The organism is Chryseobacterium sp. S90 (genome assembly GCF_047444895.1).
In the GTDB taxonomy this organism is placed as follows: Bacteria; Bacteroidota; Bacteroidia; order Flavobacteriales; family Weeksellaceae; genus Chryseobacterium.
Window position 1 is genome coordinate 856673 of record NZ_JBLGCX010000001.1, and the last position, 17050, is coordinate 873722.

At 35.6% G+C, this 17050-nt stretch carries 15 protein-coding genes and 1 riboswitch; of the genes, 8 read left to right on the top strand and 7 right to left on the bottom strand.

What is annotated here, in order from left to right; all coding sequences use genetic code 11:
* Nucleotides 1-32: 32 nt before the first annotated feature.
* From ACLMCG_RS03950 to ACLMCG_RS03980, 7 genes are all read right to left on the bottom strand, one after another.
* Nucleotides 33-1193, bottom strand: a complete 1161-nt coding sequence (locus ACLMCG_RS03950) for an acyl-CoA dehydrogenase family protein (RefSeq protein WP_413958867.1) — start codon at nt 1191-1193, stop codon at nt 33-35.
* A gap of 97 nt (nt 1194-1290) precedes the next feature.
* The gene (locus ACLMCG_RS03955) at nt 1291-2787 is read right to left on the bottom strand and encodes a CoA-acylating methylmalonate-semialdehyde dehydrogenase (protein ID WP_413958868.1); all 1497 of its coding nucleotides are present in this window, start codon (nt 2785-2787) and stop codon (nt 1291-1293) included.
* A 274-nt stretch (nt 2788-3061) separates the two neighbouring features.
* The gene (locus ACLMCG_RS03960; protein WP_413958869.1) at nt 3062-4516 is read right to left on the bottom strand and encodes a bifunctional 2-methylcitrate dehydratase/aconitate hydratase; all 1455 of its coding nucleotides are present in this window, start codon (nt 4514-4516) and stop codon (nt 3062-3064) included.
* Nucleotides 4517-4604: 88 nt separating this feature from the next.
* A complete protein-coding gene (gene prpC, locus ACLMCG_RS03965; protein WP_223598968.1) occupies nt 4605-5759 on the bottom strand; it encodes a 2-methylcitrate synthase in 1155 nt (384 codons plus the stop codon).
* 2 nt (nt 5760-5761) lie between these two features.
* On the bottom strand, nt 5762-6658 hold the full coding sequence (prpB, locus tag ACLMCG_RS03970) for a methylisocitrate lyase (RefSeq protein WP_223598969.1): 897 nt from the start codon (nt 6656-6658) through the stop codon (nt 5762-5764).
* Nucleotides 6645-6884 (bottom strand): hypothetical protein, encoded by a 240-nt coding sequence (locus ACLMCG_RS03975; RefSeq protein WP_413958870.1) that lies wholly within the window; start codon nt 6882-6884, stop codon nt 6645-6647. The genes prpB and ACLMCG_RS03975 overlap by 14 nt, the downstream gene beginning before the upstream one ends.
* 235 nt (nt 6885-7119) lie before the next feature.
* Nucleotides 7120-7311, bottom strand: a riboswitch (cobalamin riboswitch).
* A 492-nt stretch (nt 7312-7803) separates the two neighbouring features.
* On the bottom strand, nt 7804-8346 hold the full coding sequence (locus ACLMCG_RS03980; protein WP_413958871.1) for a hypothetical protein: 543 nt from the start codon (nt 8344-8346) through the stop codon (nt 7804-7806).
* Between the two features lie 448 nt (nt 8347-8794).
* Here ACLMCG_RS03980 and ACLMCG_RS03985 point away from each other — a divergent pair, with 448 nt between their 5' ends.
* The 8 genes from ACLMCG_RS03985 to ACLMCG_RS04020 all read left to right on the top strand — a co-directional run bounded on the left by ACLMCG_RS03985 (nt 8795) and on the right by ACLMCG_RS04020 (nt 16934).
* Nucleotides 8795-9232, top strand: a complete 438-nt coding sequence (locus tag ACLMCG_RS03985; protein ID WP_413958872.1) for a transposase — start codon at nt 8795-8797, stop codon at nt 9230-9232.
* A 379-nt stretch (nt 9233-9611) separates the two neighbouring features.
* Entirely contained in the window at nt 9612-11000 is a 1389-nt protein-coding gene (locus ACLMCG_RS03990; protein ID WP_413958873.1) for a hypothetical protein, read from the top strand.
* 321 nt (nt 11001-11321) lie between these two features.
* Complete coding sequence (locus ACLMCG_RS03995; RefSeq protein ID WP_413958874.1) at nt 11322-12614, top strand: tetratricopeptide repeat protein; 1293 nt, start codon at nt 11322-11324, stop codon at nt 12612-12614.
* 319 nt (nt 12615-12933) lie between these two features.
* Complete coding sequence (locus tag ACLMCG_RS04000; RefSeq protein WP_413958875.1) at nt 12934-13755, top strand: hypothetical protein; 822 nt, start codon at nt 12934-12936, stop codon at nt 13753-13755.
* Between the two features lie 11 nt (nt 13756-13766).
* Nucleotides 13767-14627: a hypothetical protein gene (locus tag ACLMCG_RS04005; protein WP_223598976.1), complete on the top strand. Its 861-nt coding sequence runs from the start codon at nt 13767-13769 to the stop codon at nt 14625-14627.
* Between the two features lie 17 nt (nt 14628-14644).
* Nucleotides 14645-15412, top strand: a complete 768-nt coding sequence (locus ACLMCG_RS04010; protein ID WP_413958876.1) for a hypothetical protein — start codon at nt 14645-14647, stop codon at nt 15410-15412.
* 23 nt (nt 15413-15435) lie between these two features.
* A complete protein-coding gene (locus ACLMCG_RS04015) occupies nt 15436-15768 on the top strand; it encodes a helix-turn-helix domain-containing protein (RefSeq protein WP_223598978.1) in 333 nt (110 codons plus the stop codon).
* A 323-nt stretch (nt 15769-16091) separates the two neighbouring features.
* Nucleotides 16092-16934: a glycosyltransferase gene (locus ACLMCG_RS04020; protein ID WP_413958877.1), complete on the top strand. Its 843-nt coding sequence runs from the start codon at nt 16092-16094 to the stop codon at nt 16932-16934.
* The last annotated feature ends 116 nt before the right edge of the window (nt 16935-17050 follow it).

Below are 17050 nucleotides of genomic sequence, written 5' to 3' on the forward strand. Positions count from 1 at the left end.
TCAAAGATTCTACAGTAATGAAAAATCTGTTATCATCTTATTTGTAAAGTAGCTCCTTCTTCAAGGATCTTTCTTGAAATAACGAGTTTCATAATTTCATTAGTTCCTTCTACAACCTGATGTACTCTGGCATCACGCATCAGCCTTTCTACCGGAAAATCCTGAGTACAGCCATAGCCTCCTAAGATCTGAAGAGCATCATTGCATATATTGAAACTCATATCTGTAGCCAGCCTTTTGGCCATTGCACAGTAAGTAGTTGCATTAGTATCTTTGGAATCAAGCTTAAATGCTGCCAGATGTACCATTTGACGGGCTGCAACCAGTTCTGTCACCATATCAGCAATTTTAAACTGAAGAGACTGAAACTGTGCCAAAGATTTCCCGAACTGCTGCCGCTCATGCATATAGCGCTGAGCCTGATTAATTGCTCCCTGTGCTGCTCCTACAGAACAGGTTCCAATGTTGATACGGCCTCCGTCCAATCCTTTCAGAGCTATTTTAAATCCTTCCCCTAATCTACCTAAAAGATATTTCTCTTCTACCTCCACATGATCCAAAAATACAAAACGGGTCGGCTGCGTATTCCAGCCCAGTTTTTTTTCTTTTTCTCCAAAACTGATTCCCGGAGTATCGGCATGTACTACAAATGCACTGATTCCTTTGGTACCGGATTCCCCCGTGCGGGCCATGACAATTAATATATCACTTTCACCTGCTCCGGAGATAAACGCTTTGGTTCCGTTAATACTATACTTATTTCCTTTTTTTACAGCTGTCGTTTTCAAACCTGCTGCATCTGAGCCTGATCCTGGTTCGGTAAGACAATAAGAGCCCAGAAGTTTACCTGATGCCAGATCCGGACATAAGTCTTTTCTGATTTCATCATTTCCAAATTCATCGATCATCCATGAAACCATATTGTGTATGGTAATATAGGCTGTGGTGGAAGGACAAGCGGCGGCTAATTCTTCAAATATAATGGCTGCATCCAGCCGTGATAATCCCAGCCCGCCGGCTTCTTCGCTGGTGTATACACCGCAGAAACCCAATTCTCCGGCTTTACCAATAGCTTCTTTGGGAAATTTCTTTTCAGCATCCCATTCTGAAGCATATGGAAACAGCTCTTTTTCAGCAAACTTTCTCGCGGCATCCTGAAATGCCAGCTGGTCTTCATTGAGGTTAAACTCCATAGTATTGAATTGAAAATTTATTTGAATTGAGAATGAATAATTGAACGTAAAAAGTGAATATTGAGAAGTAGAAACCTTTTCAATGATCTGCTTTCCTTTATTTTAAGCTGATGGTCATATTCACATTTCCTCCCGGCACATCTTCTTCAAACCAACGGGCAGTAATGGTCTTGGTTTCGGTATAGAAACGAACGCCTTGTTTTCCATAAGAATGCAGATCGCCAAAGAAAGACTTTCTCCATCCTGTAAAAGAGAAAAACGGCAGTGGAACAGGAATCGGAAGGTTAACTCCAATCTGCCCTACTTCAATTTCATGCTGGAATTTTCTTGCAGCAGCTCCGGAATTGGTGAAAATTGAGGTTCCGTTTCCGTATGGGTTTTCATTAATGATTCTGATCGCTTCATCTAAGGTTTCTGCTTTTAATAACAGCAATGCCGGCCCGAAAATTTCTTCTTTGTAGATGTCCATATCCACAGAAACATTATTAAATAAGGTAGGTCCTACAAAATAACCGTTTTCATAGCCTTCTACGGTACAGTTGCTTCCATCTAACAGAACTTCTGCTCCCTGATCGTAAGCACTTTTAATCAATCTTAACACTTTATCTTTGGATTGTCGATTGATTAACGGACCAAACGCAGCAGACTCATCAGACCAAACTCCTGGTTTGATTGTACTTAGAGCCATTTTAATATCTTCTACCCAGTTTTGGGCCTCTCCTACTAATACTGCAACACTGATCGCCATACAACGCTGGCCTGCAGCACCACAGGAAGCTCCCACCAGATTATTAATTACCTGACTTTTATTAGCATCCGGCATGACCACCATATGATTTTTAGCACCGCCAAAAGCCTGAACTCTTTTCAGATTATCGGTTCCGGTACGGTAAACATGTTCTGCAACCGGTACAGAGCCTACAAATGAAATAGCTCTGATATCAGCATGATTCAAAATATGGTTTACCTGATCTTTGGTACCATGAACAATATTTAAAACACCTTTAGGAAAGCCTGCCTCCAAAAACAGCTCTGCCATTTTCATAGAGGTCATAGGAGTCTGTTCGGAAGGTTTTAAAATAAAGGTATTACCGCATGCTATCGCCATAGGAAACATCCACAAAGGAATCATGGCCGGAAAGTTGAAAGGAGTAATTCCTGCACAGACCCCAAGAGGCTGAATGTAACTGTAAGTGTCTACTCCTCTTGCAACGTTCTCTACCGTTTCCCCCATCATCAGAGTCGGAATATTACAGGCATGCTCTACGACTTCTATACCGCGCCAAACGTCTCCCATAGCATCTGCAAAGGTTTTTCCGTTTTCCCTGGAGAGAATTTCTGCAATTTCTTTTTGATGTTCTTTTAAAAGATGCTGGTATTTCAGAAATAATCTTGCTCTTTCGGGAGTGGCAACTTCTTTCCATATTTTGAAGGCTTCCGCGGCTGCTTCAATAGCTTCATCTATTTCAGATAATTCTGTGAGAGGAACTTCTGCGAGGATCTCCTGTGAAGCAGGATTTTCTACAGGAAGATAGTTTTTCGTTTTACTTTCTGTAAAATTTCCATTGATTAATATTTTTATTTTTTGTGACATAGTTTTTAAATTAAAAATGGAGCATTGAAAGTTTTAATCATAAAAATTGAGAATGGAGAATTGATCATTTTCAAAAAAATATCGACTATTCATTAAAAACGTTGTGATATTCAATTCTCCATTTTCTTATTGATTTTAAATGACTAAAAGATCTACAAATTCATTGACGTTAAGATTCACTAAGGTGTCATATTCCAATGAATTTTCAAGAATTGTTCTTTGTTGTTTTTCCGGGAAAATACGGGCAAGATTAACTTTATATTTCTTGATCAGTTCAGGAAATGACTAAAAGATCTACAAATTCATTGACGTTAAGATTCACTAAGGTGTCATATTCCAATGAATTTTCAAGGATTGTTCTTTGTTGTTTTTCCGGGAAAATACGGGCAAGATTAACTTTATATTTCTTGATCAGTTCAGGAATACCTTCATCTCTTCTGCGTTTGTGGCCAATAGGATATTCTACCACTATTTCGTCTAAAACCGTTCCGTCATTAAGTTCTACCGTCATCGCATTTGCAATGGAGCGTTTTTCCGGATCGTGATAGTCTGCTGTAAACTGAACATCTTCCACACATTCAATTTTGTCACGAAGTACATCAATTCCTGGATCTGAAGCTATGTTATCTTCATAATCGGCAGCTGTCAGTCTTCCATAGATCAATGGTACAGCCACCATATATTGAATGCAGTGATCACGGTCGGCAGGATTATTTAACGGTCCTTTTTTATCGATAATTCTAATCGCCGCTTCGTGGGTACGGATGGTAATTTTTTTGATATCATTTGTTGTTTTTCCAAGGCCTCTTAAAGTTGCGTGTAATGTCATTGCTGCTTCCACTGCGGTCTGCGAGTGAAATTCTGCAGGGAAAGAAATTTTGAAAAGTACATTTTCCATTACGTAAGAACTGTATTCTCTCTGGAATTTGAATTCATTTCCTTTGAAAGAGACATCATAGAATCCCCATGTTTTTGCTGTCAATACAGATGGATAGCCCATTTCTCCTGTTTTTGCAATCAGGGCAAGACGTACTGCTCTTGATGTAGCATCTCCTGCAGCCCATGATTTACGGGAACCTGTATTGGGAGCGTGGCGGTAAGTTCTTAAAGACTGTCCGTCCACAAAAGCCAGTGACACGGCATTGATAATTTCATCACGATTCAATCCGATCAGCTTGCCTACTACAGCTGTAGAAGCGAGTTTTACCAATACAACGTGGTCTAGCCCTACTTTATTGAATGAATTTTCCAATGCCATTACCCCCTGAATTTCGTGAGCCATGATCATTGCTTCCAGGACCTGCTTCATTTTTAAAGGAGCTTTTCCTTCTGCAATATTTGTTCTGGATAACCAGTCTGCAGTAGCTAAAATTCCTCCAAGGTTATCAGAAGGATGTCCCCATTCTGCTGCCAGCCATGTATCATTGAAATCCAGCCAACGGATAATCGCACCGATATTGAATGCTGCCTGAATCGGATCTAACTGGAATTGGGTACCCGGTACTTTTGCTCCGTTAGGAACTACCGTTCCTTTTACCACAGGTCCTAAAAGTTTCGTACATGCAGGGTAGGTCAATGCTTCCAGGCCACAGCCAATCGTATCCAGAAGACAGTAGTGGGCCGTCTTCCATGCTAAGTCATTTTTAATTTCGTAGTTTAAGACATAGTCTGCAATGTCTGTTAATACCTGATCGGGTTGTGGTCTTTCGTTTGAGATGTGTGAACTCATTTTTTTTATCGTTGAAAAATTTTAATTAATTAAAAAGTTAAGTGTAAAAATTTGAAAATGAATTGTTTTTCCCATTTCCAACATTCTATTATTTACGGTCGTTAATGGACACAAATTCTTTATTTTCTGGTCCTGTATAGTTGGCACTTGGACGGATAATCTTTCCATCCTGTCTCTGTTCTATGATGTGAGCACTCCATCCGGTCACTCTTGAAATAACAAATAACGGGGTGAACATCAAGGTAGGAACTCCCATCAGATGATAAGAAACAGCGGAGAACCAATCGAGGTTCGGGAACATTTTCTTTTCTTCCCACATGATCGTTTCCAGTCTTTCAGCAATAGTATACAGCAGCATATCTCCTGCTTCTTCAGAAAGCTCTTTCGCCACTTTTTTAATCACAACGTTTCTCGGATCGGAAATGGTATACACCGGATGCCCAAATCCAATAATCACTTCTTTGTTCGCAATACGCTGGCGGATATCGCTTTCTGCTTCATCCGGAGAATTGTATCGGCTTTGAATTTCAAAAGCAACTTCATTAGCTCCTCCATGTTTTGGTCCTCTTAAGGCACCAATGGCTCCGGTAATGGCTGAATAAATATCAGATCCTGTTCCGGCAATGACACGGCTGGTAAATGTTGAAGCATTAAATTCATGTTCGGCATAAAGGTTTAACGAGATTTCCATTGCTTTTACCCAGGAATCTGCAGGTTTTTTTCCGTGCAAAAGGTGAAGAAAATGCCCTCCTATCGTGTCATCATCGGTTTCTACATCAATTTCTTTTCCATTATGGGTATAGTGGTACCAGTATAGTAGACCTGAGCTGAAAGATGCCAGCAATTTGTCTGCAATATCCCTTGCTCCCGCCATATTATGATCGTCTTTTTCCGGCTGAATACTCCCAATAGCGGAAACCATGGAACGCATGACATCCATTGGATGAGCCGCTGCAGGAATACTCTTAAGAATATTTCTCACGGAATGAGGCAGTCCTCTTAAAGATTTCAGCTTGGCTTTATAATTTTTCAATTGCGCTCCGGTAGGCAGCTGCCCATAGATCAAAAGATAGGCTACTTCTTCAAATTGTGCTTTCTCTGCCAGATCCAGAATATCATATCCTCTGTAATGGAGATCGTTTCCACTTTTTCCGACACTGCAAAGCGCAGTATTACCTGCTGCTACCCCTGAAAGCGCAACGCTTTTTTTAGGCTTAAATGTGGGTTCACTGTTCGTTGACATTATCAATTATTTTGTTTAAAAAGGTTGTCTAATTTTTGTTCATAGTCGTAGTATCCAATGCTTTGATAGAGTTCTTCTCTGGTTTGCATGGTATCTAAGACATTCGCCTGTGTTCCGTCTTTACGAAGGTGTTCATATACATTTCGAGCAGCTTTATTGGCTGCACGGAAAGCCGATAGCGGATAAAGAATTAATCCCACACCTGCATTTTTTAATTCTTCCACAGTATACATTCTGATCATCCCGAATTCTGTAATATTAGCCAGCACAGGAATCCCTGTAACTTCAACAAATTTTTGGTAAAAACTTAAGTCAGGAACAGCTTCTGCAAAGATGAAATCTGCTCCTGCTTCTTTATAGGCTACCGCTCTTTCCAATGTTTTTTCCAATCCTTCATTGGCAAAAGCATCAGTACGGGCACCAATTACAAAATTATCATCGGTACGGGCATCTGCAGCAGCTTTCAGTCTGTCTACCATTTCTTCTTTGGTTACCACTTCTTTTCCCGGGCGGTGTCCACAACGCTTTGCACCTACCTGATCTTCAATATGCAGGGCCGCAGCACCAGCTTTAATCAGAGACTTTACGGTTCTTGCAACATTGAATGCTGAAGGCCCAAATCCGGTATCAACATCTACCATGAGTGGTACATCGCAAACATTCGTAATACGCTGAACATCAATCAATACATCTTCCAGCGTGGTAATCCCTAAATCCGGAATACCCAGAGAACCTGCAGCAACACCTCCTCCTGAAAGATAAATTGCATTGAAACCTGCATGCTGTGCCAACAGCGCATGATTGGCATTAATGGCTCCAACAATCTGAAGGGGATTTTCTTTTCGCATGGCCTCCCGGAATTTCAAACCGGGAGACTTCAAACTTTCACTTGTAGTCATTATAATATTTATTGTTTAGTTGAAATTTGTCCACAGAAAGCCATGAATAGGCATAATAATGGTCACTGCCACTCCATAAGGTGATGGTAAAAATGAAATCAAATGAAAGCTGATCTATGTTATTCGTTTTTTGTAATTCGGAATTATACACCATTAATTCCCTACACACCTGTTTATCTCCAAGTCTGCTGCTCCTGCATAAATAATCGAAATCGAATGGGTACATTTTTCTAACTTTTTATATTGATTAAATCCTCATAAAAAGTTCCTGGTAAGCTTCACAATGCCTGTGAGAAAGAAAAATATGGAAAAGGAAAACACGATGAATACATGATAATGAAAAGAGCATACTACTCCACTACTTATCTGTATCACAAAAATAACACGAGCCGACAAAATATATTGATCCCACTGTTATCCATATCGTATCATACCTGACTATAAGCTTCAGACCGCGAAAGCATCGTCAATTCGAAATAGGCAGGTCTCCTGACTTGTAACAGTTTTTATCGTCCTTCCCATATAGCTAGGTATACAGTGGACCTTTTTTGATAAAAACCTTGATGTTACTTACAGTTGCGCGACAGTTCGTGATTTGCACACGATTCCCTTTTAAGACACAGCTAAGTGTAACCAGTTTCGGTTGATAAAGAAGATGTTAAGAACTCCTTGGTGGTAAATATAAGTATTTTATAAAAACACGAAAGATATTTTATGCAAACAATAACGATTTAACCATAACACACTGGTTTTGTTATTATTAAAAATATTTTTTTACTCAACAAACATTGTAATTTAGATTATTCTGCTCGTTCTTCGTTACTAAATTCTTAAGATATGTAGTAAAAAAATGAAACAACTTCAAAGAAACAACTTCCTTGTTGTCATTTTCCACCCTGGAATTGAAGTGTTTTTTTTAACAATTTTTTAAGGGATAGTGGATATTTATCTTTTGATATTAAATGATCTTTTTTATATCATTTTTTAGTCATCCAATTTTAATTTTTATTCTTCAATCCATTTTCTGAAAGCAGCTATATTTCTTTGTAATCAGAAGGGTTTTTCTGTACTTTTATTTGGAATGAATGGATAGAAAAAATCCGCCAAAAAGTGGCGGATTTTATAGTATTTGAAAGTCTGTAAAATTAATTGGCAGCCGGATCAATCAGTTCTGTGGTAAGCCCTAGAGATTTTAGCAGGTTTTTATTGTCAAAAAACAAGGTTGCATAATGTTTCCCTTTCTTAAAAATCAGTTTTGAACCTCCCGGAAATTCACTGTCTGCACCAAGTTTTTGCGTTTTAGCATTGTATTTACTGAACTTGGTTTTGCTGTCCTGCAGTGTAGTTTTATTCATGATAAGACCAAATGGAAGTCCTTCTATCACTACGGGCTTATTATCAGAAATGGTAAAAAACATCTCATCAATCACAGTGTTTTTCCCAAGGCCGCAATACAGTTCCAATCCTGTTTTTGTAGGCCATTTTGCATATTTTTCCTCGTTGGCATCTTCATAAAACACAGGTTTCATGTTCAATGCTTTTGATATTTTATCGGGAGTCTGCGGAAAAATAAATTCTGAATTTTTATCTAATAAAGAATTTAGAACTGCTGTTTTCTGTGAAAATGCCGTGATACTTACCAGTTGAAAAAAGAAAATTAAGATGAAAGTTAATGGTTTCGTCTTCATGGATTATTTAAATGTTAATGATTGCTAAAGGTATTAAAATTTACTTTATCCGATTACTACAAAACGACAATTATATGACCTCTTTTCCTTAATTTACTTGCAGAACTACAATAAATCTTCCATTTCTCTTTTGATATTTCATAAGTGCAATCTTTTATTGTGTCAACTTTTATATATGATTCCGATAGCAAATGAAAGCTAATTATTTTTAATTTATTCTGTAAAAATCAGGTTTAATAATCCGATTCAAAAGTTTATATATTTCATAGACCACTTTTCCCCAAAAGTCAAAATTAACCAGCAAATAACAAAATTCGATAAGTTTCGACAGTTTTCGACAGCTGCGACATCCCCCATATTTAAGCAATCTTAATAATTTTGCATACGATTTGAAATGGTGTAGTCCGCTTCAAATATTTTTTAAAAAAACACAAATTAATACTAAAGGATGATTCACGATATCAAGAATATTCACATGGGCGACCTCATCACCCAAAGAATAAAGGAATTTGAAACAGATCAAATACGAATCTGTAAATTTTTGAAATGTACAGATGAAGAATTAACAAAAATATTATCCCAAAAATCTATAGACAGCGATGTTATTTTACGGTTTAGTATTTTACTTGAATATGATTTCTTTAGAGTTTATTCACATTATCTTATACTCTATGCTCCTCCTGCTAATGTAAATACAAGTAATACAACTATCAAATCTACACTCCCCCAGTTCAGAAAAAAACTGTATACCCAGGAAATTATTTCATTCATTCTGGATCTTATTGATTCAGGTAAAAAGAGTAAGCAGGAAGTCATGAATGAATACAAGATTCCTAAGACCACCTTATACAAATGGATGGGTAAATACAAAAATGGGTTTAATTAGTACAATTTACGTTCGTAATTTCCAGTTCTCATAACCACACTCAATTAAAGGTAAAAAACAATTTTATCGAACGCTCTATGAAAATAGACAGCACTTAAAAGTATTATCAAATTTCATAATTCTATAGATAATTGTCTATATCAATATAGATATAAAACTCAATTATTATATATTATGATAATTCAATAAACTACAGCAAATAAATAAGTAACTTTAATAAGTAAACCAAATGAATCAATTTGTGTTTATTAATGGGATTTTATTCAACATATAAAAATTTTTATTTGTGAAAATTAAATTTTTACTGATAATTTTAGTTGTCTTTTATAATTTTTGTTATTCACAGGACAATATTAAACAACAAAAAAGTATAGATAGTATGATTATTGTTGTCCAGGATAAAGGCATATATGCCAATAAAGGCAGCAAAGAAGTTTTAAGAATCTGTACTGAAATATATTACCAATCTAAAGAGATTGGCTACTCCAACGGAATGATTCAGGCTGACATGAAAATGTCGGAAGTTTATCTGAATGAACAAAATTATAAAGCAGCTCTAGAGAAGATTCTGCAAGGCAAAAGTCTTGCAAAAAATGAAGATGAGTATTACTTATTATCCATGTTTTTCATACAAGAAGCTGTGGTTTATTCTGAACTGGGATATATAAAAAAATCTCAGAAAGCGCTTATCAATTCTTTAGGTCTTCTTAATAGAATACCTGAAAAGGAAAGTTATTTAATAAAAGGGCTTGTTGACAGGACAAAGGCAAAAAACATTCAAATTAGAACAAACAGCACGAAAGATTCAGCGTTGATTTATTTATATCGTGGACATCAGGAAATAAGAAAAATGGGCAGTAAAAATCCCTATAAAAACTTTTTACTGGGTCTTTTCGCAACGGATCTAGCCGAAGAATATTATCTGAGAAATAATTATTCAAAATCAGAGATGTTTCTGGATGAGTTTAAGAAGGTGATGTCTCAGGAAAATGATCAGTCCGATTTTATCCGTTATTATATCCTTAAAGGAAATATAGAAAATAAAAAGAAAAACTATACGCAGGCACTGGAATACTTTGATAAAGCCTTAGAACTTAATCAAAAGTATAAAATATACACGCTCACATTAAAAGATATTTATTCAGGGAAAGCAGAGTCTTACTTAATGCTTAACGATTTCAAAAACCAGGCAATATACAGTACAAAGGCAAAAAGAATTACAGACAGCATGGCTATAGCTGACCAGCAATTGCTAAACAGTATGTTAGATACTAATGAAAATGAGGATCTTTTTATAGATAATGAAAATAACAACTATTATCTTGCGGCTGGTATACTCATAGCATTGGCAGGATTAACATTTTATATTTTACATCGTAAAAATTCCAAAAAAGGACGTGTAGAAGAAAAACTTCCGGAGCAAGCCCCTAAACGAATTACTGTCCCTGAAAATGAAAAGTCTGAAACGGAAGTTGAAGCCCTGAGGGAACTTGTTCAACTGGCTAAAAATGATGATAAATCTTTTCTACTTAGATTTTCTGAAGTTTTTCCGGCATTCAATCAGCGGCTTTTGAGTATAAATTCTCAGCTTACTCATTCAGACCTGGAGTACTGTGCCTTAATCAAATTAAAATTTGACACTAAAGAGATTGCCCGTCATAAAAATCTTACTATAAATTCTGTGGTCAGTAAAAAATACCGGATCAGAAAAAAACTGAACATCGGCACTGATGAAAATATGTATACATGGATGTTGAATATCGGATAGTTTTATTTGATTTCATCAAATTCAATTTCTCTTAATTATTAATCTATAATAAAAAGTTTGGTGTTCTTATTTATATTTTACTTTTTTAAACTTGCTTCTGTGAAAACAAAAATATTTTTCTTCATACTCCTTATTTTCAATACTATACATTGTTACTCGCAAGATTATTCTAAGCGTAAAAAAGATATTGACAGCTTAATAAAAATTGTAAAAAATAAAAATGCATACCATGATATTGGCAGTAAAGAATTATTAAGATTGTGGCATACTATATTCTCACAATCAAAGAGCATTGAATACCCAAAAGGAATAACGGAAGCTATGAGAATAATACCCTCCATTTATATGAACGAGCAGAGGTATGAAGAGGCCATGAAAATAATTCCTAAAGGTAAAATTTTAGCCGAGAAATATCATGATTATTACACTTTAGCATGGCTATATATGGAAGAAGGCATGATTTATACTGAGCTAGGTTATACCAAAAGATCCAGAAAATTACTTAATAAAGCTCTTGACCAGACAGATAACGTAAGTAATGAGGAAGCTCATATCATAAAAGCAACGGCATACAGAACCATGGCTAGAAATCTCAGAAAAGAGAATGAAAACGAAAAAAAAGATTCTATCTTAATTTATCTTCACAATGGTTATAATGAATCAAGAAAAATAAGCACTGCATTTCCATACAAAAATTTTTACATTTCTTCATTTGCTATAGAATTAAGTGAGGAATATTATTCCAAAAATGATATTAGCAATACTGAAAAATATCTGGCTCAGTTTGCCAGGGATATGAAAACCGAAAAAGATGAATCTGAGTTTATCAGATATTATACATTAAAAGGAAATGTAGAGAACAAAAGAAAAAATTATTCTGCAGCTTTAGAAAATTTTGACAAAGCAACACAAGCAGCCAAACAAGCTAAAATATATCCGTTACAGGTAAAAGATATCTATTCCGGAAAGGCTGAATCTTATTTAGGGCTTGAAGACTATAAAAACCAGGCTTTTTATTCTGCAAAAGCCCAGAAGATAACAGACAGCATCTCAAACGTTGAAAAGAAAGTCCTGAATAATGTTATTTCTCCTCCTGACAGGGAAAACATTTCCAATACAGAAAATACAAAATCAAGTAACAATAATCTTCTGATTATCATCATTATTTCATTCATTTCGATTACAGGCTTTGTTATATATGTCTTTTATATCAAAAGAAAGAATGATAATAAAATGACTGAAATATTCATTGATAATAAGGAGAACTCACTACAAAATAATGTGCTTTCAAATAAAAATATAAAACAAAATATCAATACTGAAGATTTGAATGAACTTATACAGCTTGTTGAAAACAATGATAAATCTTTCCATCTGAAATTTTCTGAAACATTTCCTACATTTAATAAACAATTGCTGGAAATAAACCAACAACTCTCCCATTCTGATCTGGAATATTGTGCGCTGATCAAATTAAAATTTGATACCAAAGAAATAGCTCATTATAAAAATGCAACCCTCAATTCCGTTATCAGTAAAAAGTATAGAATCAGAAAAAAGCTGAACATAAGTACAGAGGAAAATATGTATTCATGGATACTAAATCTTGGATAATTTTCAACGTTTTCAGCCTTTTAACAATTCCGATTACTAAAACGACAGATTTCGCTAGTTTATGACAATACCTTTATAGTATCAATAATTAAACTTTAAAATAACTTTGTCATAGAATTCAGATAATCAATTGAAATAAATAATTAGCATAGTATTATTGTCACAATGAACAGTTTTAAACTATGTCATTATGTATTTATTGGGCTTCGATTCTATTAACACAAATGTTATTATATTTTGAATTAGGAGGAAGGATATTTTCCTATATCCTTCTTTTCTAAATCTAAATTTAAAACACAAGAATGTAAAAAATTATACGATGAAAAAAACACATTTCATGCTATTCTGCATGCTGACCGTTAGCGGATATGCTCAGGTTAGTATTTCTGCCAACCCTAGTGATCATGAGCCGCACCCTAACGCTATTCTGGATGTAAAATCCACAGTTCCGGCAAAAGCTGTATTACTTCCTTCGGTATCTCAAATAAGCAATGCAGCCAATCCTGTTGGAGATAATACATTTAAAGGAGCATTAGTCTACAGTAAGAACAATGCTTCTGTTTACGAACATGATGGAACCCGCTGGAAAAGCACATACGATTATGTGGTAGAAACCAAACCACAATATTTTGCCCATTTTTCCAGGCCTTCAAATGTTACACTGTCATGTACTATTCCCTTTCTTGGAACAGGCTGTACAGTATCGAACGTGATAATACCAATTAGTAATTCGGGAAGCTCAGACTTTCAGGGAACTAATATCAATCTGTCAGTTGCCTCTAATATTATCACGGTAAACGAAGCCGCATTATATAGAATTACCTACAGATCGTTTGCAGCATTAGCCACCGCATCTAGTGACGTAAGATTGAAACTACAAAAAGCAAATGCAGCAACCCCTACAACCTTTGCTGATATTGATTCTCAATCATTTACTTCCGACAATGCCCGCCTAGGATATAATCCGGTATTTAATGGTTCAATTGTTATTCAGCTCAATGCAGGTGATAAAATTTCTCTGTCAGGTTACATGCAGTACTCTCCTCTGATACCTCTTCCTGGTCTTACAGCATCAGCCACCTTCCAGAACAATGGTACAAACGGAACCGGGGAACTTGTTTTTGAAAAAGTAATCCTTTAATTATACACATGATGAAAACACAAATATTTACTTTTCTTTTTTCTGTGCTGCTTGGCGCTTCCGTCTCTTCACAGATTCTGATATCTAAAACCGGAGGTAGTCCTAATGTTAATGCATTGCTTGATATAAAAGATTCTTCCAGAGGACTTATACTCACCAAAACCAACACTATAGGTAATTTCCCTCTATATAATGCAGCAGTGGAAGATCACTTTGATGACCTTCCTTCTTTGGAGGGAGCTCTTCTGTACAATAAAGAAGATAAACAGTATTATAAATATGACGGAACTATATGGATCCCTGCATTGCAGCTGGGTGGATTTTACAATCCCTTTGAAGCCCGTACAAAAGCAAACGGAGCAAAAAACTGGACATGTGTTTCACTTTTGGGAATTAATACATGTGATTTAACACAGTTGTTTGGAAGTAACAACAGACAGACTATTCCTTTATCAAATCTTACCAATAGATCACAGCTACTCGTTAATAATTTAAATACTCAGGTCGGAACTGATTATATCGTTATTCCTGCAGCCGGACTTTATCACGTTTCAGGCGTAGTAGGTTTTTCCGGAACCAGCCTACTGGGATTTGGACAGGATGTATCTTATTGGGTAAATCTGGATGTGAGCTATGATAACGGAACAAGTTGGTCTACTCTTGCCTTTAAAGAAACCAGCCAAAGCGGAGGAATATTTATTGACCTCGGACAATCCGGGAATAAAAGCGCCAGTGTGTCTTCCACCGTTACATTGCCGGCTAACAGCAGAATCAGATTGGCAGCTGCCGTATCTACAAGCTCTCTTATTTCTACGTATTCCAATTCTACGGATCACACCGATACTTTTATTAATGTACAGAGAATCAGATAACTTTTAATACACAAACGATGAAAAAATACATATTATTAAGCAGTATACTGGGAGGATGTTTATTAAATGCCCAGGTAATTATGGGAGGAGCCAATGTTACATCCCCATACACACAGTTAGAATTACAGAATACTACCGGACAAAAAGTATTGATACAGCCTGCTGCAAATAACAGCACAACTTTACCGAAATATAATGCAGCCCAGCCTGACAGCTATGATGATGATCCCACTATGGAAGCGATGCTGATGTATGACAAGAATACCTCCGTTTCCAAAGTGTATGATGGTTCTACATGGAAACAGGCGTTTATTCCGCAAGGTAAGGCCACTACATGGACCCGGGCAAGAATAGAACCATCTAGCGTAGCATGCTTAAGTTTCTTGTGTACATCCGGAAATCTTCCTTTATCTATTCCTAATAACAGTAATCAGTTTTCGGATTATCTGTCTGTTTTCAGGCCAGCAGATACTTTCCGTATACGCCAGAAGGGATTATATAGAATCAATTTTAATGTACTATTCAATGGAGCTAATATAGGTTTTGCAGGCGTAAAAGTAAATATAGCTATTGCTGTAAACGGAGAACAAAAAGCTTATATGTCAGCAAATGCAGCCTTTATCAGCTCAAATAGTTTTTCAGCTTCTGCAGATACCGTTCTGTTTCTTGACGTAAATAATGATGTGAATTTCAGGGTTAATATTAATACTCCTGGATTGTCTATTGCAGCTTTTACATTCGGAGGAACACCAGACAGCAGTATCAGCCTAGAAAGAATATTATAATTGAAGTTTACAAACAGTAACGAATGAATAATCCGGATTACAAGAAAATATTTAAAGATATCATTCAATATCAATATCCCCAAAAAGCAAAGGCTTGTGAAAGTATTTTGAATAAGGAAAGCTTAACAGGAATAGATGTCATTACCCTTAATAATCTCATTTTTGAGTCACGCAGCCAGGAGACTGTTGTATTCAACCAAAAACATCACTTTTATGATAAGCAATCAATAATGCAGATATTGGAGTATCAAAAAAAGCACAATCTCAATAATACTCAAGTTGCTCAAAAATATAAACTCAGTAGAAATACTGTTGCCAAATGGAAAAAGCTTGGTCTGAATCAGAATAGTGAATAATTTCTTGTTCATCCCGCAGTATGTGTTTTATAGCCTTCCCCTATTGGGGAGGTTATTTTTTACTCATTAAATAGAAAAGATCATCTTATATTAAGTTAGATCTGTTTCTTAATAGGATATATTCTTCTACTCTTCGGTGTTGAGAAAATAACCTTAAAAGATATTCCTTACCTATTTAAACATTCTATAATCTTTTATCCTTGTTTTTCTATAAGGCTTATCCCTTCATAGCATTAGCAGAGTGATGGTTCTTCTTCAAACAATTATCCCTGTTTTTGACAAAATTTCCAATTCTTCCATACTTCAATTCAATAAATTAAATCATGAAATTTTCGATACTTATTGCCAACTACAATAATGGTAAGTTTTTCAAATCCTGTTATGAATCTTTACTAAATCAAACCTATCAAAATTGGGAAGCAATTATTTTAGATGATTGTTCCACAGATGACTCGGTAGAAATAATCAGGAATATTATTGATAAGGACTATCGCTTCAGTATTTTTGAAAATGATAAAAATTATGGGGTAGGTGTAACTAAAAGTAGGTTAATAGAGTTATCAGATGGGCAGTTTTTTGGTTTTGTAGATCCTGACGATGCAATAACACCTAATGCCATTCATTCAAGTGTTAAGGCTTTCATCAAAAATCAGGATGTAGTGCTCACTTATTCCAAGTTTATCAGATGTGATGAGAACCTTACACCTATTAATACTCCCAAATTAACAAAACAGATCAGGAACAATGATCAATATTTTTTTAACTGCCCGGTACAAATTGTAAACTTTACGGCCATTAGAAAGGATGCATATGAAGAAACGGTGAAAATTGACAGTACCTTAAGAATAGCAGAAGATCAGGATTTATATCTGAAATTATATGAAAAAGGGAAATTTAAATTTATCAATGAAGCTAACTACTTTTATCGCATGCACAATGGAGGTATTTCTCAAAACTCTAATAAGGAAAAATCAAGAGAATACTTTGCAAAAGTAATATTCAATACCATGAAACGCAGAAAATTGAAAATGATAAATGGCAAAAAAATTCCAGATCAGTATAATACCCCTTCTGATATTTACACTTTGTTAGAATATAAGCATTCCAGACTTTACCGTTTGAAAAATAGAATCCATGTATATATAGAACTTTTACGGGGTTTATAAATAAACTGAATACCGGATAAGGTGTATTAATTGCAATAAAATATATAAGCTTAATTGAAATACTGTTGCCAGATGGAAAAAGCTTAGCCTGAATCAGAATAATGAGTAATTTCTTG

Bases quoted from the DNA above. Each gene is read 5' to 3' on its own strand.
- ACLMCG_RS03950 (WP_413958867.1), bottom strand. From the start codon at position 1,193: ATGGAGTTTAACCTCAATGAAGACCAGCTGGCATTTCAGGATGCCGCG.
- ACLMCG_RS03955 (WP_413958868.1), bottom strand. From the start codon at position 2,787: ATGTCACAAAAAATAAAAATATTAATCAATGGAAATTTTACAGAAAGT.
- ACLMCG_RS03960 (WP_413958869.1), bottom strand. From the start codon at position 4,516: ATGAGTTCACACATCTCAAACGAAAGACCACAACCCGATCAGGTATTA.
- prpC (WP_223598968.1), bottom strand. From the start codon at position 5,759: ATGTCAACGAACAGTGAACCCACATTTAAGCCTAAAAAAAGCGTTGCG.
- prpB (WP_223598969.1), bottom strand. From the start codon at position 6,658: ATGACTACAAGTGAAAGTTTGAAGTCTCCCGGTTTGAAATTCCGGGAG.
- ACLMCG_RS03975 (WP_413958870.1), bottom strand. From the start codon at position 6,884: ATGTACCCATTCGATTTCGATTATTTATGCAGGAGCAGCAGACTTGGA.
- ACLMCG_RS03980 (WP_413958871.1), bottom strand. From the start codon at position 8,346: ATGAAGACGAAACCATTAACTTTCATCTTAATTTTCTTTTTTCAACTG.
- ACLMCG_RS03985 (WP_413958872.1), top strand. From the start codon at position 8,795: ATGATTCACGATATCAAGAATATTCACATGGGCGACCTCATCACCCAA.
- ACLMCG_RS03990 (WP_413958873.1), top strand. From the start codon at position 9,612: ATGATTATTGTTGTCCAGGATAAAGGCATATATGCCAATAAAGGCAGC.
- ACLMCG_RS03995 (WP_413958874.1), top strand. From the start codon at position 11,322: ATGAGAATAATACCCTCCATTTATATGAACGAGCAGAGGTATGAAGAG.
- ACLMCG_RS04000 (WP_413958875.1), top strand. From the start codon at position 12,934: ATGAAAAAAACACATTTCATGCTATTCTGCATGCTGACCGTTAGCGGA.
- ACLMCG_RS04005 (WP_223598976.1), top strand. From the start codon at position 13,767: ATGAAAACACAAATATTTACTTTTCTTTTTTCTGTGCTGCTTGGCGCT.
- ACLMCG_RS04010 (WP_413958876.1), top strand. From the start codon at position 14,645: ATGAAAAAATACATATTATTAAGCAGTATACTGGGAGGATGTTTATTA.
- ACLMCG_RS04015 (WP_223598978.1), top strand. From the start codon at position 15,436: ATGAATAATCCGGATTACAAGAAAATATTTAAAGATATCATTCAATAT.
- ACLMCG_RS04020 (WP_413958877.1), top strand. From the start codon at position 16,092: ATGAAATTTTCGATACTTATTGCCAACTACAATAATGGTAAGTTTTTC.